17 protein-coding genes are annotated in these 20,592 nt (G+C 73.6%); 15 read left to right on the top strand and 2 right to left on the bottom strand.

Annotated elements, in window-relative coordinates:
* Positions 1–25: 25 nt before the first annotated feature.
* Complete coding sequence (locus AB0A69_RS05565) at positions 26–949, bottom strand: zinc-binding dehydrogenase (protein WP_361415647.1); 924 nt, start codon at positions 947–949, stop codon at positions 26–28.
* 92 nt (positions 950–1,041) lie between these two features.
* On the opposite strand from AB0A69_RS05565, the gene AB0A69_RS05560 reads away from it, so the two are divergent.
* Together AB0A69_RS05560 and AB0A69_RS05555 are read left to right on the top strand one after the other, a co-directional pair.
* On the top strand, positions 1,042–1,488 hold the full coding sequence (locus AB0A69_RS05560; RefSeq protein ID WP_361415645.1) for a MarR family winged helix-turn-helix transcriptional regulator: 447 nt from the start codon (positions 1,042–1,044) through the stop codon (positions 1,486–1,488).
* Between the two features lie 28 nt (positions 1,489–1,516).
* Positions 1,517–1,918 carry a (2Fe-2S) ferredoxin domain-containing protein gene (locus tag AB0A69_RS05555; RefSeq protein WP_361415643.1) on the top strand — a complete coding sequence of 134 codons (402 nt, stop codon included), beginning with the start codon at positions 1,517–1,519 and terminating at the stop codon, positions 1,916–1,918.
* 55 nt (positions 1,919–1,973) lie between these two features.
* On the opposite strand, the gene fdhD is transcribed toward AB0A69_RS05555, so the two are convergent.
* Positions 1,974–2,822, bottom strand: a complete 849-nt coding sequence (gene fdhD / locus AB0A69_RS05550) for a formate dehydrogenase accessory sulfurtransferase FdhD (RefSeq protein WP_361415641.1) — start codon at positions 2,820–2,822, stop codon at positions 1,974–1,976.
* Between the two features lie 240 nt (positions 2,823–3,062).
* Between fdhD and AB0A69_RS05545 the strand changes: the two genes are divergently transcribed.
* The 13 genes from AB0A69_RS05545 (at position 3,063) to AB0A69_RS05485 (ending at position 20,581) form a co-directional block, all read left to right on the top strand.
* Positions 3,063–4,001: a beta-ketoacyl-ACP synthase III gene (locus AB0A69_RS05545; protein ID WP_361415639.1), complete on the top strand. Its 939-nt coding sequence runs from the start codon at positions 3,063–3,065 to the stop codon at positions 3,999–4,001.
* A 161-nt stretch (positions 4,002–4,162) separates the two neighbouring features.
* Positions 4,163–5,344: an ROK family transcriptional regulator gene (locus tag AB0A69_RS05540; protein ID WP_361415637.1), complete on the top strand. Its 1,182-nt coding sequence runs from the start codon at positions 4,163–4,165 to the stop codon at positions 5,342–5,344.
* Between the two features lie 181 nt (positions 5,345–5,525).
* Complete coding sequence (locus AB0A69_RS05535) at positions 5,526–7,052, top strand: sugar ABC transporter ATP-binding protein (RefSeq protein ID WP_361415635.1); 1,527 nt, start codon at positions 5,526–5,528, stop codon at positions 7,050–7,052.
* The gene (locus AB0A69_RS05530) at positions 7,049–8,065 is read left to right on the top strand and encodes an ABC transporter permease (RefSeq protein ID WP_361415633.1); all 1,017 of its coding nucleotides are present in this window, start codon (positions 7,049–7,051) and stop codon (positions 8,063–8,065) included. Before AB0A69_RS05535 ends, AB0A69_RS05530 begins: the two co-directional genes overlap by 4 nt.
* A gap of 70 nt (positions 8,066–8,135) precedes the next feature.
* On the top strand, positions 8,136–9,173 hold the full coding sequence (locus AB0A69_RS05525) for a substrate-binding domain-containing protein (protein ID WP_361415631.1): 1,038 nt from the start codon (positions 8,136–8,138) through the stop codon (positions 9,171–9,173).
* 132 nt (positions 9,174–9,305) lie between these two features.
* Complete coding sequence (locus AB0A69_RS05520) at positions 9,306–10,454, top strand: Gfo/Idh/MocA family oxidoreductase (protein WP_361416808.1); 1,149 nt, start codon at positions 9,306–9,308, stop codon at positions 10,452–10,454.
* A gap of 10 nt (positions 10,455–10,464) precedes the next feature.
* Positions 10,465–11,469 (top strand): sugar phosphate isomerase/epimerase family protein, encoded by a 1,005-nt coding sequence (locus AB0A69_RS05515; protein ID WP_361415629.1) that lies wholly within the window; start codon positions 10,465–10,467, stop codon positions 11,467–11,469.
* 337 nt (positions 11,470–11,806) lie between these two features.
* A complete protein-coding gene (locus tag AB0A69_RS05510; protein ID WP_361415627.1) occupies positions 11,807–15,496 on the top strand; it encodes a ThuA domain-containing protein in 3,690 nt (1,229 codons plus the stop codon).
* A gap of 73 nt (positions 15,497–15,569) precedes the next feature.
* Positions 15,570–16,700 (top strand): inositol-3-phosphate synthase, encoded by a 1,131-nt coding sequence (locus AB0A69_RS05505; RefSeq protein WP_361415625.1) that lies wholly within the window; start codon positions 15,570–15,572, stop codon positions 16,698–16,700.
* 185 nt (positions 16,701–16,885) lie between these two features.
* Complete coding sequence (locus tag AB0A69_RS05500) at positions 16,886–18,238, top strand: SCO3242 family prenyltransferase (RefSeq protein WP_361415623.1); 1,353 nt, start codon at positions 16,886–16,888, stop codon at positions 18,236–18,238.
* Entirely contained in the window at positions 18,235–19,107 is an 873-nt protein-coding gene (locus AB0A69_RS05495) for a sugar phosphate isomerase/epimerase family protein (RefSeq protein ID WP_361415621.1), read from the top strand. The genes AB0A69_RS05500 and AB0A69_RS05495 overlap by 4 nt, the downstream gene beginning before the upstream one ends.
* Positions 19,104–19,733, top strand: a complete 630-nt coding sequence (locus tag AB0A69_RS05490; RefSeq protein ID WP_361415619.1) for an EboA domain-containing protein — start codon at positions 19,104–19,106, stop codon at positions 19,731–19,733. The genes AB0A69_RS05495 and AB0A69_RS05490 overlap by 4 nt, the downstream gene beginning before the upstream one ends.
* A complete protein-coding gene (locus AB0A69_RS05485; protein ID WP_361415617.1) occupies positions 19,733–20,581 on the top strand; it encodes a TatD family hydrolase in 849 nt (282 codons plus the stop codon). The genes AB0A69_RS05490 and AB0A69_RS05485 overlap by 1 nt, the downstream gene beginning before the upstream one ends.
* The last annotated feature ends 11 nt before the right edge of the window (positions 20,582–20,592 follow it).

Here is a 20,592-nt window from a genome sequence, read left to right as displayed (position 1 = left end):
TACGGTCGCGGGTCACGGGCCACGGTCACGGCACCAGGACCACTTTCCCCTGGTTCGCGCGGGCCTCGATCAGCGCGTGCGCCTCGGCGGCCGACTCCAGCGGCAGCGCGGCGTGGACGGCCGCGCGCAGGCGGCCCTCCGCGTGCAGGCGCCACAGCTCGTCGCGCCACGCCGCGTACGCGGCGGGACGGGTGCGCACGAGGTGGGCCATCTGGAAGCCGATCACCGACTTGGCGCCGACGAGCAGGTCGTACGCCGCCACGGTGCCGCCGCCGGAGCTGTACGCGACGAGCCGGCCGCCCGGGGCCAGGGCGGCGACCGCGGGCGTGAGCAGGTCGCCGCCCACGGCGTCGAGCACGATGTCGACCGGCTCGCCCCAGGAGGAGTCCCCGTACGTGACCACCTCGTCGGCGCCGAGCCCGTACAGGAACTCCACCTTGGCCGCCGAGCCCGCCGCCGCGACGACCCGGGAGGCGCCGTTCAGCCGGGCCAGCTGCACCGCCAGCTGTCCGACCCCGCTCGCCGCTCCCGTCACCAGCACCGACTCGCCCGCCACCGGCCGCGCCGCCTCCCACGCGCCCCGCGCCACGAGCCCGCTACGTACCAGCGCGACCGCGTCGACCGCCGTCGCGCCGTCCGGCACGACCGAGGCCATCGAGGTGTGCAGGACCGCGAGTTCGGCGTAGCCGTGGGTGAAGCAGATCCCCGTCACCCGGTCGCCGGCCGCGAAGCCGGTCACGCCCTCGCCGACCGCCTCCACCGTGCCGGCCACCTCGCCGCCCAGCGGCAGGGGCTCGGCGGCCTCCCGAACCCGCTTCACGGCCGGGAGGCTGACACCGATCGCCTCCACCCGCACCAGCAGCTCGCCGGGCCCGGCCACCGGGGCCGCGACCTCCTCCAGGAACAGCACCTCGGGGCCGCCGTTGACCTCGTACCGCACACGCCGCATGACGCCCACCGCCTTCTCCGAAATCGATGGTTCGCCCAACGGTAGGCGAGAAATCGTGGGGAAGTCCAACGGTTTCGGCGTAGGCTGAGGGCATGGCAGACACCCCGCCCACCCCCTCGCGCATCACCGCCCTGCCCAGCTGGCTCCTCGGCCGCGCCGCCGCCCGCGGCCGCGCGCTCGTCGCCGCCGCCCTCGCCGAACACGGCATGAAGATGTGGCACCACGCCGTCCTGTCCGCCGTGGCCGAGCTCGGGCCGGTCGCCCAGGCGGAGCTCGGCCGCAGCCTCGCCATCGACCCCAAGGACATGGTCGGCATCCTCAACGACCTCCAGGCCGAGGGCCTGGTCACCCGCGCCCCCGACCCCACCGACCGCCGCAAGAACGCCATCACCGTCACCCGCGACGGCGTCAGCCGCCTGCGCCTCTGTGAACTCGCCGCCGACCGCGCCAACGACGCACTCCTGGCCGGTCTCGAACCCGCCGAACGCGACCGGTTCGTCGCCCTGCTGAAGCGGATCGCGCACCCCGCCGCCGCATGATGATCACGAAGGCCGCTACCGTGAGGCCATGCCCGCACCCCACTCCGGCCGCACCTGGATACGCCCCGGCGCCTCCCGCCCCTGCTCCCTCGTCGTCTGCCGGGGCTGCTGCTGCGGTGACGCCCGCAAGAACCCCGGCACCGACCACGCGGGTCAGCTGCGGCGGCTGCGCGAGGCCGCGGCCGCGTCCGGCGGGCGCCTCGCCGTCCGCACCAGCGACTGCCTCGGCCCCTGCGGCCAGGCCAACGTCGTGGTCGTCCAGCCCTCGACCGAGGGCCGACGGCGCGGCGCCCGCGCCGCGTGGGTGGGCTGGGCGCTGGACGACGACTGCCTGGACGACATCCTGGCCTGGGTCGCGGCGGGCGGCCCCGGCCTCGCCGCACCCCCGGAGACACTCGCACTCCAGATGATCGACCCGCCCCGGAACTAGGGCCTGATCCGGAAGACACCCCCCGGGGCCCGGCGCCGGCCGTCGGTCCCGGCCGTCAGCCCTGGGAGGTCTCCGCCGTGAGGGCGATACGCTCCTCGCCCGCGTACACGTTCATGTTCGGGCCGCGCAGGAAGCCGACCAGCGTCAGGCCCGTCTCGGCGGCCAGGTCAACGGCGAGCGACGACGGCGCCGACACCGCGGCCAGCACCGGGATCCCGGCCATCACCGCCTTCTGCGCCAGCTCGAACGATGCCCGGCCCGACACCAGCAGGACCGCCCGGTCCAGCGGCAGCCGGTCCTCGCGCAGCGCGCGGCCGACGAGTTTGTCCACGGCGTTGTGGCGCCCCACGTCCTCCCGTACGTCGAGCAGCTCACCGGTCTCCGAGAACAGGGCGGCCGCGTGCAGCCCGCCCGTCCGGTCGAAGACCCGCTGCGCCCCGCGCAGCCGGTCGGGCAGCTCCGCCAGCAGCGCCGGCTCGATCCGCAGCGGGGGAGTGTCGGAGATCGGGAAGCGGGCCGTGGTGCGGACGGCGTCGAGACTCGCCTTGCCGCACAGCCCGCACGACGACGTCGTGTAGACGTTCCGTTCCAGCGTGATGTCCGGCACCCGGACCCCCGGCGCGAGCTGCACGTCCACCACGTTGTACGTGTTCGTCCCGTCGTCCTGGGCGCCCGCGCAGTACACGATGGCGCGCACGTCCGCCGCCGAGCCGAGCACCCCCTCGCTGACCAGGAAACCGGCCGCGAGCGCGAAGTCGTCACCCGGCGTACGCATGGTGATCGCGAGGGGCTTGCCGTTCAGCCGGATCTCCAGCGGCTCCTCGGCGACCAGGGTGTCCGGACGCGCCGAGACGGCCCCGTCGCGGATGCGGATGACGCGGCGGCGCTCGGTGACCCGTCCCATTGCTGATCAGCCCCGGTTCTCTCCGTGGTTCTGGTGGCCTCGGTTCTGGCGCGGCCTCGACGACCTCATTCTCCTGCACCCACGGGCCTCCCGGGCCGGCGGCCCCGGCCGCCCCGATCGAACGATGTTGCGGAATCTCCAAGGTGCGGCCGTAATTCCTGTCGGAAAGGCTGCCCGGTTACTCACGAGTCGCTGGCAAGACTGGGGGCCACGCATCGCACAACCAAGGGGGTCCCGGGCATGACGGGCACTCGTATCGCCGCGCTCGGGCACTACCAGCCCGCCAAGGTACTGACGAACCACGACCTCACCGCGCTGGTCGACACCAGCGACGAGTGGATCACCAGCCGGGTCGGCATCCGCACCCGGCACGTCGCCGGCCCCGACGAGCCGGTCGACGAGATGGCCGCGCACGCCGGCGCCAAGGCGCTCGCCTCCGCCGGGCTCACCCCCGCCGACGTCGACCTGGTCCTCGTCGCCACCTCCACGGCGATCGACCGCTCCCCGAACACCGCGGCCCGGGTCGCCGCCCGGCTCGGCATGGGCTCGCCCGCCACCATGGACCTCAATGTGGTGTGTGCGGGCTTCACCCACGCCCTCGCCACCGCCGACCACGCCATACGGGCGGGCTCGACGACCCGCGCGCTCGTCATCGGCGCCGACAAGATGACCGAGGTCACCGACTGGACCGACCGCACCACCTGCGTCCTGGTGGGCGACGGAGCGGGCGCGGCCGTCGTCGAGGCGGCACCGGACGCCGGAATCGGCCCCGTCCTGTGGGGCTCGGTCCCCGAGATGGGTCACGCCGTCCGGATCGAGGGCACCCCGCCGCGCTTCGCCCAGGAGGGGCAGACGGTCTACCGGTGGGCCACCACCCAGCTGCCGCCGATCGCCCGCCGGGTGTGCGAGCGGGCGGGTGTCGCGCCCGAGGAGCTCGCCGCGGTCGTGCTCCACCAGGCGAACCTGCGCATCATCGAACCGGTCGCCCGGAAGATCGGCGCGGTCAACGCCGTGATCGCCCGCGATGTGACCGAGTCCGGCAACACCTCGGCCGCCTCCATCCCGATGGCCTTCGCCAAGCTCGTCGAGCGCGGCGACCTGCCCTCCGGGGCGCCCGCGCTGCTCTTCGGTTTCGGCGGGAACCTCTCGTACGCGGGCCAGGTCGTCCGGATCCCCTGAGAGGACCCGGACCCCGGCTGCGCACCGGCTTTGTCCTCGGTGTGGAGAAAGTTCGCACGGATTGCCGCGCAACTTCTTCCCCCTGCGGCAAAGCGCTGCTACGTTCCCCACCGAAAGCCGACGGAGGCCGGCCACACGGCGGGGAGGGGCGCGTGAGACGGATGACGGCTCGACCCGCCAACGCGCACCAGGCGCGGCTGCTGCGGCTGTTGCGCGACGGCGGCCCCAACTCCCGCGCCCAACTGGGCGACCAGGTGGACCTGTCGCGCTCGAAGCTCGCCGTCGAGGTGGACCGGCTCCTGGAGACCGGCCTCGTGGTCGCCGACGGCCTCGCCGCCTCGCGCGGCGGACGGCGCTCGCACAACATCCGCCTCGCGCCCCAACTGCGCTTCCTCGGCGTCGACATCGGCGCCACCTCCATCGACGTGGCCGTCACCAACGCCGAGCTGGAGGTCCTCGGCCACCTGAACCACCCCATGGACGTGCGCGAGGGCCCGGTCGCCGTCTTCGAGCAGGTGCTCGCCATGGCGGCCAAGCTCCGGGCGTCCGGCCTCGCCGAAGGCTTCGACGGCGCCGGGATCGGCGTGCCCGGACCGGTCCGCTTCCCCGAGGGCGTACCGGTCGCGCCGCCGATCATGCCCGGCTGGGACGGCTTCCCGGTCCGCGAGGCGCTCAGCCAGGAACTCGGCTGCCCGGTCATGGTCGACAACGACGTGAACCTGATGGCGATGGGGGAGCAGCACGCGGGCGTCGCGCGCTCCGTGGGCGACTTCCTCTGCGTCAAGATCGGCACGGGCATCGGCTGCGGCATCGTCGTCGGCGGCCAGGTCTACCGCGGTACGACCGGCAGCGCCGGCGACATCGGCCACATCCAGGTCGTCCCGGACGGCCGCGCCTGCGCCTGCGGCAACCGGGGCTGCCTGGAGGCCCACTTCAGTGGCGCGGCCCTGGCCCGCGACGCCGAGGACGCGGCGCGCGCCGGCCAGTCCGAGGAGCTCGCCCGGCGCCTGGTGGCGGCGGGGCGGCTCACCGCCGTGGACGTCGCCGCGGCCGCGGCCGCCGGGGACGCCACCTCACTCGCCCTCATCCGGGAGGGCGGCAACCGAGTGGGCCAGGTCATCGCCGGGCTCGTCTCCTTCTTCAACCCGGGCCTGGTGGTGATCGGCGGCGGGGTGACCGGCCTCGGCCACACCCTCCTCGCCAGCGTCCGCACCCAGGTCTACCGCACCTCCCTGCCCCTGGCCACCGGCAACCTGCCCATCGTGCTCGGCGAGCTGGGCGCGGCCGCCGGAGTCATCGGCGCCGCCCGGCTCATCAGCGACCACCTGTTCTCCCCGGCCTGAGCCGCACCGCCCGGGAACCCGCCCCACCCCGTACGCCCCACCCCGTACGCCCTACGCCCCACCCCGTACGTACAGCACACACGCCCAGCACGCACCTACGGCACACACGTACAGCGCGCACACCTGGTACCCCGCCCTGTCCACTCACCGGCACCGCACCCGCCCGCCGAGGGGATTCGTCATGGCAACACCAGAACCACCGCTCCTCACCATGTCCGGCATCACCAAGGCCTTCCCCGGCGTCCGGGCCCTCGACGGCGTCGACCTGGAGGTCCGCGCCGGCGAGGTCCACTGCCTCCTCGGCCAGAACGGCGCCGGCAAGTCCACCCTCATCAAGGTGCTCGCCGGCGCCCACCAGCCCGACGGCGGCGAGATCACCTGGCGCGGCACACCCGTCACCCTCAAGTCCCCCATCGCCGCCATGCGCCTCGGCATCGCCACCATCTACCAGGAACTCGACCTGGTCGAGGGCCTGTCGGTCGCCGAGAACGTCTTCCTCGGCCACGAGCCGACCACCGCCGGCTTCGTCGTGCGGGGCAGGAGCGCCCGCGCCGACACCGCCACCCTGCTGCGCCGCCTCGGCCACCCCGAGATCGACCCCGCCCGCCCGGTCGGCGAACTCTCCGCCGCCCAGCGGCAGATCGTCTCCATGGCCCGCGCGCTCTCCCACGACGTACGGCTCATCGTGATGGACGAGCCGTCGGCCGCCCTCGACCCCGACGAGACCGCCAACCTCTTCCGGATCGTCGCCGACCTCACCGCCGGCGGCGTCGCCGTCGTCTACATCTCCCACCGCCTGGAGGAGATCCGGCGCATCGGCGACCGGGTGACCGTCCTCAAGGACGGGCGTGCCGTGGCCGGGGGACTGCCCGCCGAGGACACCCCGACCCGGGACATCGTCGCCATGATGACCGGCCGCGACGTCGCGTACGTCTTCCCCGAGCGGCCCCCCGCCGCCCCCGCCCTCACCCGGGTGCCCGTCCTGAAGACCGAAGGACTGGCCCGTACGGGCGAGTTCGCGCCGGTCGACCTCGAACTGCACCCCGGGGAGATCGTCGGCCTCGCCGGACTGGTCGGCTCCGGGCGCTCCGAAATCCTGGAGACCATCTACGGCGCCCGCCGCCCGACCGCCGGGCGCGTCCTCGTCGACGGCAGGCCGCTGCGCCCCGGCAGCGTCCGCGCCGCCGTCCGCGCCGGGCTCGGCCTCGCGCCCGAGGAGCGCAAGGCACAGGGCCTGCTCATGCTGGAGTCGGTCACCCGGAACGTCTCCGTCTCCTCCCTGCCCCGCTTCGCCCGCGCCGGCTGGCTCGACCGCACCGCCGAGCGCGCGGCCGCCCGCCGCGCCACCCGCGAGCTGTCGCTGCGCCCCGACAACCCCGACGCCCCGGTCCGCACCCTCTCCGGCGGCAACCAACAGAAAGCCGTGCTCGCCCGCTGGCTGCTGCGCGGCTGCCGCGTCCTGCTCCTCGACGAGCCGACGCGCGGGGTCGACGTCGGCGCCCGCGCCGAGCTGTACGCCGTCATCCGGCGCCTCGCCGACGACGGGCTCGCCGTCCTGCTCGTCTCCAGCGAGGTCCCCGAAGTGCTGGGCCTCGCCGACCGGGTGCTGGTGCTCCGCGAAGGTCACGTCGTCCACACCGCACCGGCCCGGGAGCTCGACGAGCACCGCGTACTCGACCTCGTCATGGAAGGGAGCCCGACGTCATGACGCAGTCCGCGCCCGTCACGACCGCCGAACCACCCGTCGGCAAAGCCGGTGGCCGACCGTCCCTCGGCCTGCGGGCCGACGTCCGCAACCTGTCCCTGCTGGGCGTCCTCGCCGTCCTCGTCGCGGTAGGCGGCATCACCAAGCCGGACCAGTTCCTCGCCGGCTCCAACCTCCAACTGGTGCTGACCCAGGCGTCCGTCATCGGCGTCGTCACCGTCGGCATGACCTTTGTCATCACCAGCGGCGGCATCGACCTGTCGGTCGGCGCGATCGTCGCCCTCGCCTCCGTCTGGGCCACCACCGTCGCCACCCAGGAGTACGGCTTCGCCGGCATCCTCTTCACCGCCGTGGTCGTGGGGCTCGGCTGCGGCCTGGTGAACGGCCTGCTCATCGCGTACGGCGGGATGGTGCCCTTCATCGCCACCCTCGCCATGCTCGCCTCGGCCCGGGGCCTCGCCCTCCAGATCACCGACGGCAGGACCCAGATCGTCACCGTCCAGTCGGTCCTCGACCTGGGTGTCCCGGACGCGTACCTCCTCGGTGTGCCGCCGCTGGTGCTGGTCTTCGCCGCCGTCACCGTCATCGGCTGGCTGGTGCTCAACCGGACCACCTTCGGGCGGCGCACGGTCGCCGTCGGCGGCAACGCCGAGGCGGCCCGGCTCGCCGGCATCGACGTACGCCGCCAGCGCCTCTACCTCTACCTGCTGTCCGGGCTGTGCTGCGGCATCGCCGCCTTCCTGCTGATCGTCCTCTCCGGCTCCGGCCAGAACACCAACGGCAACCTGTACGAACTCGACGCCATCGCCGCCGCGATCATCGGCGGGACGCTGCTGAGCGGCGGGCGCGGCACGATCGTCGGCTCCGTGCTCGGCGTCCTCGTCTTCACCACGATCACCAACATCTTCGCCCTGAACAACCTCCAGAGCGATGTCCAGCAGATCGCCAAGGGCGCGATCATCGTCGCCGCCGTCCTGGTCCAGCGCCGCACCGCGCGCGGCCCCGGCGAGGCCTGACACCCCGCCACCTCCCTCGCCCCGTCCCCTGCCCCGTGTGACACCGCCCTACCGGAAGGGTTCCACCGCCATGCCACAAACCAGCCGCAGAGGGCTGCTGTTCGGCACCGCCGCCGTCTCCGCCGGCGCCCTCCTCACCGCCTGCACCAGCAACGAACCCAAGAACTCCACGCCCGCCACCAACAACGCCCCGGCCGCCGACGACAAGCCGGGTGAGCCCGTCACCATCGGCTTCGCCGGGCCGCAGGCGGACCACGGCTGGCTCAACGCCATCAACGTCAACGCCAAGGAGCGGGCGAAGAAGTACTCCGAGGTGACGCTGGAGATCACCGAAGGGTCGAACGACACCGCCACCCAGATCGGGCAGATCCAGACCCTGATCAACAAGAAGGTCGACGTGCTGGTGATCCTGCCGGCCGACGGCAAGGCCCTCACCCAGGTGGGCCTCCAGGCCATGAAGGCCGGCATCCCCGTGATCAACCTCGACCGGATCTTCGCGTCCCCGCAGGCGTACCGCTGCTGGATCGGCGGCGACAACTACGGCATGGGCCTCAACGCCGGCCGGTACATCGGCGAACAGCTCAAGGACAAGCCGGACGCCACGGTCGTCGAGCTGGCCGGGCTCGACAACCTGGAGCTCACCAAGCAGCGCACCCAGGGCTTCGACGACGCCCTGAAGAACTACCCCAACATCCGGAAGGTGGCGCGGCAGGCCGCCGAGTTCACCGTCGAGTCCGGCCAGGCCAAGATGGCCCAGCTCCTCCAGGCCCAGCAGAAGTTCGACGCGCTGTGGAACCACGACGACGACCAGGGCGTGGGCGCGCTGCGCGCCATCCAGCAGGCGGGCCGCGACGACTTCCTGATGGTCGGCGGGGCCGGGGCCAAGTCGGCGATGGACGCCATCAAGGCCGGCAACAGCGTGCTCAAGGCGACCGTCCTCTACCCGCCGACCATGGCCGCGTCCGCCATCGACCTGGCCCGCGCACTGGGCCAGAAGAAGGGCATCGGCGGCATGTCCGAGCTGGAGATCCCCGCCTCGATCACCCTGTACTCGGCGGTGGTGACCAAGGAGAACGTCGACGAGTACCTGCCCACGGGCTTCAGCTGACCCCTGGTCCGCCCGCCCCCACCGCGCACACGACGAGGAGGAACCCGTATGGCACAGCAGGAGGCACCGCCGGAGGCGCAGGAGGCGCAGGAGGCGCAGGAGGCACAGCGGGAACGGACCATCGGCATCGGCATGGTCGGGTACGCGTTCATGGGCGCCGCCCACTCCCAGGGCTGGCGCACCGTGGGCCGGGTCTTCGACCTGCCGCTGCGGCCGGTCCTCGCCGCGGTCTGCGGGCGCGACGCCGCGGCCGTGCGGGCGGCCGCGGACAGACACGGCTGGGCCGCCGCCGAGACCGACTGGCGGGACCTCGTCGCGCGCGACGACGTACAGGTGGTGGACGTCTGCACCCCCGGCGACAGCCACGCCGAGATCGCCATCGCCGCGCTGGAGGCGGGCAAGCACGTGCTGTGCGAGAAACCCCTCGCCAACTCGGTCACCGAGGCCGAGGCCATGACCGCGGCCGCCGAGCGGGCGCGCGGGCGCGGCCAGGTGGCGATGGTCGGCTTCAACTACCGGCGCGTGCCCGCCATGGCGTACGCGCGGCAGCTCGTCGCGGAGGGGCGCCTCGGCGCCCTGCGGCACGTCCGGGTGACGTACCTCCAGGACTGGCTCGTCGATCCGGACTTCCCGCTCACCTGGCGGCTGCGGCGCGAGCACGCCGGATCGGGCGCACTCGGCGACCTGGGCGCCCACATCGTGGACCTGGCGCAGTACGTGGCGGGGGAGAGGCTGGTGGGGGTCTCGGCGCTCACGGAGACCTTCGTACGGGAGCGGCCCCTGCTCGCCGGGGCGTCGGCCGGGCTCTCGGCGTCGGGGGGCGCCGAGCGCGGGGCGGTCACGGTGGACGACGCGGCCGTGTTCACCGGGCGCCTGGCCTCCGGGGCGCTGGCCACCTTCGAGGCGACCCGGATGGCGGCGGGCCGCAAGAACGCCCTGCGCCTGGAGCTCAACGGCGAGTGCGGCTCGCTCGCCTTCGACCTGGAACGGCTGAACGAACTGTCCTTCTACGACGGGGCCGATCCCGCCGAGTCGGCCGGTTTCCGCCGGATCCTCGTCACCGAGCGGGACCACCCGTACCTGGAGGCGTGGTGGCCGCCGGGCCACGCCCTCGGGTACGAGCACACCTTCACGCACCAAGCGCGCGACCTGGTGCACGCCATCGCCGCGGGAGCCGGCCCGGTCCCCTCCTTCGCCGACGGGCTGCAGGTGCAGCGGGTGCTGGCGGCCGTGGAGGAGAGCGCGGAGAAGAACGCCGTCTACACCCCCGTACCGCTGTAGGAGGTCCGCTGTGCCCCGTCCCTTCACCCTCTTCACCGGCCAGTGGGCCGACCTGCCGCTGGAGGAGGTCTGCCGGCTCGCCCGCGACTTCGGCTACGACGGTCTGGAACTCGCCTGCTGGGGCGACCACTTCGAGGTCGACAAGGCCCTCGCCGATCCTTCCTACCTGGAAGGCCGGCGGGCCCTGCTCGACACGTACGGGCTCACGTGCTGGGCGATCTCCAACCACCTGGTGGGCCAGGCGGTCTGCGACGCCCCGATCGACGAGCGCCACCAGGCCATCGTGCCGCCCAGGATCTGGGGTGACGGCGACCCCGAGGGCGTGCGGCAGCGGGCGGCGCGCGAGCTCGCCGACACCGCGCGGGCGGCGGCCGCCTTCGGCGTACGGACCGTCGTCGGCTTCACCGGCTCGTCGATCTGGCACCTGGTGGCGATGTTCCCGCCGGTCCCGGAGCGGATGATCGAGCGCGGGTACGAGGACTTCGCCGCGCGCTGGAACCCGATCCTGGACGTCTTCGACGCGGAGGGCGTGCGCTTCGCCCACGAGGTCCACCCGAGCGAGATCGCGTACGACTACTGGACCACGCACCGCGCCCTGGAGGCGGTGGACCGGCGCCCGGCCTTCGGACTGAACTTCGACCCCAGCCATTTCGTCTGGCAGGACGTCGACCCCGTCGGTTTCCTCTACGACTTCCGGGACCGGATCTACCACGTGGACTGCAAGGAGGCGCGGCGGCGGCTGGACGGCCGCAACGGCCGCCTCGGCTCCCACCTGCCGTGGGGGGACCCGCGGCGCGGCTGGGACTTCGTGTCGGCCGGGCACGGTGACGTGCCGTGGGAGGACGTGTTCCGGATGCTGCGCTCCATCGGCTACGACGGGCCGGTGTCGGTGGAGTGGGAGGACGCCGGCATGGACCGGCTGCAGGGTGCTCCGGAAGCGCTTGCCACGCTGAAGCGGTACGACTTCGAGCCGCCGGCCACCTCCTTCGACGCCGCCTTCGGAGGCGCTGAGTAACCCGTAACGGCAGGCCGGAGCCCGGCGGCGGACCGTCCGCCGGGCCGGTCCGGCCTGCCCGGACCCGGCTTTGTCCTTCCCCGGGAGAAAGTCCAACCGAAGTCGCGCGCAAGGGCTTTCGGTCCCGGAACAACCCCGCTACGGTCCCTGAGGTGTCGCGGGACACCACAGGACCCGACACCCGCAGGACACGACACCCGCAGGACACGACACCCACAGGACACGACACCCACAGGACACGACACCCGCAGGACCCGACCAGCGTGACGGCGCACGCCGGTCCCCGGACGCTCCCGGCCCCACGACACGTACCACCGGCCCTTTCCGGAGGACATTCGTGCACAGAAAGCAGCTCGGAGGGCGCAAGGCCCTCGCTCTCCTCACCGGCGGCCTGCTCGCCCTGACGTCGTTCGCGCTCGGCGCGTCGCCCCCTGCCGGGGCGACCCCCGGCGAGGTGTCCGCCGAGGAGCAGTTCCAGCAGGTCACCCTCGCCAAGGGCGGCGAAGAGGTCGGCGAACCGATGTCGCTGGCCGTGCTGCCCGACCGCAGCGTGCTGCACACCTCGCGCAGCGGCGAGCTCCGGCGTACCGACGCCGCCGGCAACACCAGGGTCATCGGCACGGTCCCGGTCTACTCGCACGACGAGGAGGGCCTCCAGGGCATCGCCCTCGACCCCGGCTTCGAGCGGAACCGCGCGATCTTCCTCTACTACGCGCCCCCGCTCGACACCCCGGCCGGGGACGCCCCCAACGGCGGCACGGCGGCCGATTTCGCGAAGTACGAAGGCGTCAACCGCCTCTCGCGCTTCACCCTCAACGCCGACGGCACGCTCGACAACACCAGCGAGAAGAAGGTCATCGACATCCCGGCCACCCGGGGCATCTGCTGCCACGTCGGCGGCGACATCGACTTCGACGCGCAGGGCAACCTCTACCTGTCGACCGGCGACGACTCCAACCCCTTCGCCTCCGACGGCTACACCCCCATCGACGACCGCCCCGGCCGCAACCCCGCCTACGATGCCCGCCGCACCTCCGGCAACACCAACGACCTGCGCGGCAAGATCCTCCGCATCAAGGTCGCCGACGACGGCTCGTACACCGTTCCGGACGGCAACCTCTTCGCCCCCGGCACGGCGAAGACCCGGCCCGAGATCTACGCCATGGGCTTCCGCAACCCCTTCCGCTTCAGCGTCGACCGGAAGACGGGCGTGCTGTACGTCGGTGACTACGGGCCCGACGCGGGCACCGCCGACCCCGCGCGCGGCCCGGCAGGTCAGGTCGAGTTCGCCCGCGTCACCAAGCCCGGCAACTTCGGCTGGCCGTTCTGCACCGGCGACAACGACCCGTACGTCGATTACGACTTCGCCACCAAGACCTCCGGCGCCGCCTTCGACTGCGCCGCGCCCAGGAACGACTCGCCGCTCAACACCGGCCTCGTCGACCTGCCGCCCGCCGAGCCCGCGTGGATCCCGTACGACGGCGGGTCCCTGCCCGAGTTCGGCTCCGGGTCGGAGTCCCCGATGGGTGGACCGGTCTACCGTTACGACCCCGCCAACACGTCGCCGGTGAAGTTCCCGGAGGCGTACGACGGGGACTTCTTCGCCGGCGAGTTCGGGCGCCGCTGGATCAAGCGCATCGAACACGGTGCGGACGGGGCGGTGCAGTCCATCAACCCGGTGCCGTGGACCGGCACCCAGGTGATGGACATGGCCTTCGGCCCGGACGGGGCGCTGTACGTCCTCGACTACGGCACCGCCTGGTTCGGCGGCGACGAGAACGCGGGCCTGTACCGGATCGAGAACGCCACCGGCGGCCGCTCGCCCGTCGCCGAGGCATCGGCGAACAAGACCTCCGGCAAGGCACCGCTGCGGGTCGCCTTCTCCTCGGCGGGCACGGCCGACGCCGACGGCGACGCCCTCACCTACCGCTGGGACTTCGGCGACGGCACCGGCACGTCGACGGCCGCCCATCCGACGTACACGTACCGGAGGAACGGCACCTACACCGCGACCGTCACCGCCACCGACCCGAGCGGACGGACCGGCTCCGCCAGCGTCCACGTGGTCGTCGGCAACACCGCGCCCAAGGTGACGCTCGACCTTCCGCAGGACGGCGCGCTGTTCTCCTTCGGGGACGAGATCCCCTTCAAGGTGACCGTCACCGACCCCGAGGACGGCACGATCGACTGCGCCAAGGTCAAGGTGACGTACATCCTCGGCCATGACAGCCACGGTCACCCGGTGACCTCCGCCCAGGGCTGCTCGGGCACCATCAAGACGTCGGCGGACGGCGGACACGACCCGAACGCCAACATCTTCGGCGTCTTCGACGCCGAGTACACCGACGGCGGGGGTGGCGGCCAGGCCGCCCTGACCAGCCACGACCAGGCGCAGCTGCAGCCGCGCCACCGGCAGGCGGAGCACTTCACGGCACAGTCGGGGATCCGGACGTACGACAAGGCCGCCGCGCACGGCGGCCGGACGGTCGGCGACATCGACGACGGCGACTGGATCTCCTTCAAGCCCTACCTGCTCGCCGGTTCCACCAAGCTCACCGCCCGGATCTCCTCCGGCGGCGCGGGCGGCTTCCTGGAGGTACGGGCCGGATCGGCCGGCGGCACCCTGCTCGGCTCGGCGCCGGTGCCGGTGACGGGCGGCTGGGAGACCTTCCAGGACGTCGACGTACCCCTGCGGTCCGTGCCGAAGCGGACCACCGAGCTGTTCCTGGTGTTCAAGGGCGGGACGGGAGCGCTGTACGACGTGGACGACTTCGAGCTGTCGAACACCCCGGTCGACCGGACCGCCAAGCGGGTCCTGGTCTTCTCCAAGACCGCCGGGTACCGCCACGACTCCATCCCGGCCGGCATCGCCGCCCTGAAGGAGCTGGGCGCGGCCGGCAACCTCACCGTCGACGCGACGGAGGAGGCGCGCCAGTTCACCACGAGCAACCTGGCGCGGTACGACGCCGTCGTTTTCCTCTCGACGACGGGTGACGTGCTCAACGCCGAGCAGCAGAAGGCGTTCGAGAACTACGTCACCACGGGCGGCGGGTACGTCGGCATCCACGCGGCCGCGGACACCGAGTACGACTGGGAGTTCTACGGCGGGCTCGTCGGCGCGTACTTCGCCTCGCACCCGCACGTCCAGCCCGCCACGGTGCGGGTGGAGGACCACGACCACCCGGCGATGAAGGACGTCCCGGCGGCAGGCTGGGAGCGCACCGACGAGTGGTACAACTACCGCACCAACCCGCGCGGCCAGGCCCGCGTCCTCGCCACCCTCGACGAGACCACCTACCAGGGCGGCACCATGAAGGGCGACCACCCGATCGCCTGGTGCCAGAGTTACGAAGGCGGCCGCGCCTTCTACACCGGAGGCGGCCACACCGCCGAGTCCTACGCCGAACCGGCCTTCCGGCAGCACCTGCTGGGCGGCCTGCGCTACGCCACCGGACAGGTCCGCGCCGACTGCTCGCCCCGTACCGGCTACCGGGACCTCTTCAACGGCCACACTCTGGAGGGCTGGAAGCAGGCCGGGCCGGGCAGCTTCAAGGTCGTGGACGGAGAGCTGCGCACCGAGGGCGGCATGGGGCTGCTGTGGTACCAGGCGAGGTCGTTCTCGTCGTACTCGCTGACACTGGACTGGAAGGCGGAGGGCGACGACAACTCGGGCGTCTTCGTCGGCTTCCCGGCCTCCGACGACCCCTGGTCGGCGGTGCACAAGGGCTACGAGATCCAGATCGACGCGACGGACGCCGCGGACCGTACGACCGGCGCCGTCTACGGCTTCAAGCCGGCCGACCTGAAGGCCCGTGACCGGGTGCTGCGGCCGCCCGGCCAGTGGAACACCTACGAGATCCGGGTCAGGGGTGAGCGCCTCCAGGTCTTCCTCAACGGCGTGAAGATCAACGACTTCACCAACACCGACCCGGAACGGAGCCTGAGGGACGGCCATATCGGCCTGCAGAACCACGGAGCCGGGGACCGGGTGTCCTTCCGCGACATACGGCTCAAGGAACTGTCCTGAAGCCGGCGGCGGGCGGGGAGGCGCCGTACCCCCCGCCCGCCGCCTTCCACGCACCTCATGGAGGAGGCCGGCCATGTCCGCTGCTGATCCACGTGCCGATCGACGTGTCGGGGTCTGGTTCGTCGGAGCCAGAGGCTCCGTGGCCACGACCGCGGTGGCCGGATGCGCGGCGGTCGCCGCGGGGCTGCACCCGCCGACGGGCATGGTGACCGAAACACCGCCCTTCCGGGACAGCGGGCTGCCCGCCCTGTCCTCCCTCGTCTTCGGCGGACACGACACGGCGGAGTGCCCGCTGCCCAAGCGGGCGGAGGAGCTGACGGCGGCCGGCGTCCTGCCGCACGGTCTGGCGGCCGCCGTGCGGGCGGAACTCGCCGCGGCGGACGGCGAGATCCGCCCCGGCGGCCCGATGCCCGGCGACACGCGCACCGACGAGGCGCTCATCGCCGCGTTCGCGGCCGACCTCGCGGACTTCACCGCGCGTCAGGGCCTGGCCCGCACGGTCGTCGTCAACGTCGCCTCCACCGAGCCGGTCCCCGATCCCGACGACGTACGGCTGCCGCCCAGCTCCCTCTACGCGGCCGCCGCGCTGCGGGCCGGCTGCCCCTACGTGAACTTCACCCCCTCCACCGGGCTGCGCGCACCGGCCCTTGCCGACGCCGTGGCCGCGAGCGCCGTCCCGCACGCGGGCCGGGACGGCAAGACCGGCCAGACGCTGCTGCGCTCCGTCCTCGCCCCGATGTTCGTGCAGCGCGCCCTGTCCGTACGGGCCTGGTCCGGCACCAACCTCCTGGGCGGCGGCGACGGCGCGGCGCTGGCCGACCCGGCGGCCGCCGCCGCGAAGAACGCCGGCAAGGAGCGCGTCCTGGCCGAGATCCTGGGCCACGCCCCGGAGGGCGAGGTCCACATCGACGACGTCCCGGCGCTGGGGGAGTGGAAGACCGCCTGGGACCACATCGCCTTCGACGGCTTCCTCGGGTCCCGCATGATCCTCCAGACCATCTGGCAGGGCTGCGACTCCGCCCTCGCCGCTCCCCTGGTCCTGGACCTGGCCCGCCTGGTGGCGCGCGCCCACGAGGCCGGCCTGACCGGGCCCGTGCCCGAACTCGGCTTCTACTTCAAGGACCCCGACGCGGGCCCCGCGGCCCTCGCGGACCAGTACGCCGCGCTCCTGACTTTCGCGACCCGCCTGCGGGAGGCCCGGTGAGCGGCGCGGAGGGACGGGGCGCGGGAGGACGGGGCGTGGGCCCGGTGAGGGGCGCGGAGGGACAGGGCGCGGGGGGACGGGGCGCGGAGGGACAGGGCACGGGAGGACGGGGCGTGGGCCCGGTGAGGGGCGCGGAGGGACAGGGCGCGGGGGGACGGGGCGCGGAGGGACAGGGGGCGGGGCCGGTGGCACCGGGGCGGGGCCGCACCCTGCTGGTCCGCAGCTTCGGCACGCCGGACCGCCGCAGGCCGCGGCTGCGGGCATGGGCGGAACTCCTGCGTGTCTCCGCGCTCTTCAGCGTGCCGGGCGACGCGCTCGCCGGCGCCACGGCGGCGGGCCTGCGGCCGAACCGGCGCACCGCGCTCGCGGTCGGCGCCTCGCTGTGCCTGTACGAGGCGGGCATGGCCCTCAACGACTGGGCCGACCGGGACGAGGACGCCCTCGACCGCCCGCACCGGCCGCTCCCCTCGGGGCGCGTCACCCCGCGCGCGGCCCTGGCCGCCTCCGCCGCGCTGACCGCCACGGGCCTGGCCCTCGCCGCCCGCGCGGGCCGCGCGCCCCTCGCGGTGGCGTCGGCCCTGGCGGTGGCGGTCTGGTCGTACGACCTCCACCTCAAGCACACCCCCGCGGCCCCCGCCACCATGGCGGCGGCCCGCGCCCTGGACCTCCTCCTCGGCGCGACGGCCACGGCAGGCCCCGCCGCCCCGGCGCCGGGTCAGGCGGTGGCCCGGGCGGCGCGGGTGTCGGGCTGGGCGGCGGCCCGGGCGGCGCGGGTCGCCCTGCCGTCGGCCGCCGTGCTGGGGGCGCACACCTACGCGGTGACGGCGGTCTCCCGCCACGAGGCCCACGGCGGCTCGACGACGGCCCCCCTCGCCGCCCTCGCGGCCACCACGGCCCTGGCCGCCCTGTTGGCCCGGGGCGCCCGCACCCGGCCGCGGCCGCCTGTCCCCGAAGGCACCGGGCGGATGCGGACACGGCCCCCCGAAGCAGGCGGCGCGTCGAGGACCTCGGCGCGCAGCGCGGCAGGCGCCCTCGCGGCACGTGCGGTGCGGACTCCGGCTACGCGGGGGGTTCGGGCCCTGGTGCCACGGAAGGCACCTGTGCCGGAGGAGGCTCGGCTACGGCGGGAAGGACGGCTACGGCGGGAGGTCCCGGTACCGCAGAAGGTACGGGTACGGCGGGAGGTCCCGGTACCGCGGGAGGTCCCGGATCCGGCTCCGTCAGGGCGCCGCGCGGCGGGCGACGGCACGGCGGCCGTCCCCTGGTCCGCGGACCGGGGGACGGCGGGGCGCGCCGCCGCACTCGCCGCCGTACTCGGCGCCGCGGCCTATGCCCGCACCGCCGGCGTGCCCTTCCTCCACGCCGCGCTCCACCCCTCCCCACACCTCACCCAACGCGCCGTCGGCGGCGGCATCCGCGCCATGATTCCGCTGCAGGCCGCGCTCGCCGCACGCGGCGGTGCCCTCGGCGCCGGGCTCGCCCTCATGGGGCTCGCCCCGCTCGCCCGGGCGCTCGCACGCAAGGTGAGCCCCACATGACCGCCACCCCCGCTCCCACAAGCCTCCGCTTCGGCTACGGCACCAACGGCCTCACCGACCTCCGTCTCGACGACGCCCTCGCCCTGCTCGCCGACCTCGGGTACGACGGCGTCGGGCTGACCCTCGACCACATGCACCTCGACCCCCTCGCTCCGGACCTCGCCGCCCGCACCGACCGCGTCGCCCGCCGCCTGGGCGAACTCGGCCTGGGCGTCACCGTCGAGACCGGCGCCCGCTACGTCCTGGATCCCCGCCGCAAGCACGGCCCGTCCCTGCTGGACCCCGACCCGGACGGGCGCGCCGCCCGCGCCCGGCTGCTGCTGCGGGCCGTGCGGATCGCCGCGGACCTCGGCGCCCACGCCGTGCACTGCTTCAGCGGCACCACCCCCGACGGCACGTCCCCCGCCACCGCGTGGAAGCGGCTCGAAGAGGCACTCGCCCCCGTCCTGGACGCCGCGGCCACCGCCGGTGTCCCCCTCGCCGTCGAACCCGAACCCGGTCACCTCCTCGCCACCCTCGACGACTTCCACCACCTGCGCCGCATCCTCGGCGACCCCGCTCCCCACCTCCTCGGCCTCACCCTCGACATCGGCCACTGCCAGTGCCTGGAACCCGCACCACCCGCCGACTGCGTCCGCGCCGCCGCACCCTGGCTGCACCACGTCCAGATCGAGGACATGCGACGCGGCGTCCACGAGCACCTGCCGTTCGGCGAGGGCGAGATCGACTTCCCGCCCGTCCTGGCGGCCCTCACCGCCACCGGCTACCAGGGCCTGACCGTCGTCGAACTGCCACGCCACTCCCACGCGGGACCCGAACTCGCCCGTGCGTCCATCGAGTTCCTCACGAAGGGAGCGCCGGCACCGTGACGCCGATCCGCAAGGAACTGGACGGCCGGCTCGGCGGCGCCGCCCGCGCCTGGCTGGACGAGGCCCTCGCCGAAGCCGCCCACGCCGCCGCTTCCGCCCCCACCGCACCGGACCGCGGTGCCGCCGGCGGACCGCCCTCCTGGGAGATGCGGTTCGCCTCCGCCGGCCGCCACTGCGGCCAGGACCACGCCGACTCCGTACGCACCCTCCTCCTCCACGAGGCCCGCGCCGACACGGGCACCCTCACCCGCCTCTACCACCACGGCACCGCCGCCGAGCGGCGCGCCGTCCTGCTCGCCCTCCCTTCGCTGGTCCCCGGACCGGAGGCGCTGCCCCTGGTCGAGGACGCCCTGCGCACCAACGACACCCGGCTGGTCGCCGCCGCCGTCGGCCCGTACGCCGCCGCCCACCTCGACCCGCACTCCTGGCGCCACGCCGTCCTCAAGTGCCTCTTCACCGGCGTCCCGCTCGACGCCGTCGCCGGCCTGCCCGAGCGCGCCCGCGGCGACGCCGAACTGGCCCGGATGCTCACCGACTACGCCGCCGAACGCACCGCCGCGGGCCGCCCCGTCACCGCCGACCTCCACCGCGCCCTCGCCGTGACCGTCCCCCCGGAGGAGTCCTGATGCGCATCTTCGACCCGCACATCCACATGACCTCCCGCACCACGGACGACTACCAGGCGATGTACGACGCCGGGGTCCGCGCCCTCGTCGAACCCTCGTTCTGGCTCGGTCAGCCCCGCACTTCGCCCGCCACGTTCTTCGACTACTTCGACGCGCTGCTCGGCTGGGAGCCCTTCCGTGCAGCCCAGTACGGCATCGCCCACCACTGCACCCTCGCCCTCAACCCCAAGGAGGCCAACGATCCCCGTTGCACACCCGTCCTCGACGCGCTGCCGCGCTATCTCGTCAAGGACTCCGTCGTCGCCGTCGGCGAGATCGGCTACGACTCCATGACCCCCGCAGAGGACACCGCCCTCGCCGCCCAGCTCCAGCTCGCCGCCGACCACGGCCTGCCCGCCCTCGTCCACACCCCGCACCGCGACAAACTGGCCGGACTGCGCCGCACCCTCGACGTCGTCCGCGAGTCCCACCTCCCCCCGGAGCGGGTCCTGCTCGACCACCTCAACGAGACCACCGTGAAAGAGGCCGCCTCCAGCGGCGCCTGGCTCGGCTTCTCCATCTACCCCGACACCAAGATGGACGAGGAGCGGATGGTCGCGATCCTCAAGGCGTACGGCACCGAGCGCATCCTCGTGAACTCGGCCGCCGACTGGGGCAGGAGCGACCCGCTCAAGACCCGCAAGGTCGGCGATGCCATGCTCGCCGCCGGATTCACGCCCGACGACGTCGACCGGGTCCTGTGGCGCAACCCCGTCGCCTTCTACGGTCTCAGCGGACGCCTCCACCTCGACCTCCCTTCTCCGGGCCCCCTCCACGAGGGCAACTCGATCCTCCGCGGCGGGGAATGAGAGGAGCCGGC

The sequence above is a fragment of the Streptomyces sp. NPDC045431 genome (assembly GCF_040646655.1).
Classification (GTDB): domain Bacteria; phylum Actinomycetota; class Actinomycetes; order Streptomycetales; family Streptomycetaceae; genus Streptomyces.
This window is presented reverse-complemented; position numbering and strand designations above follow the sequence as displayed.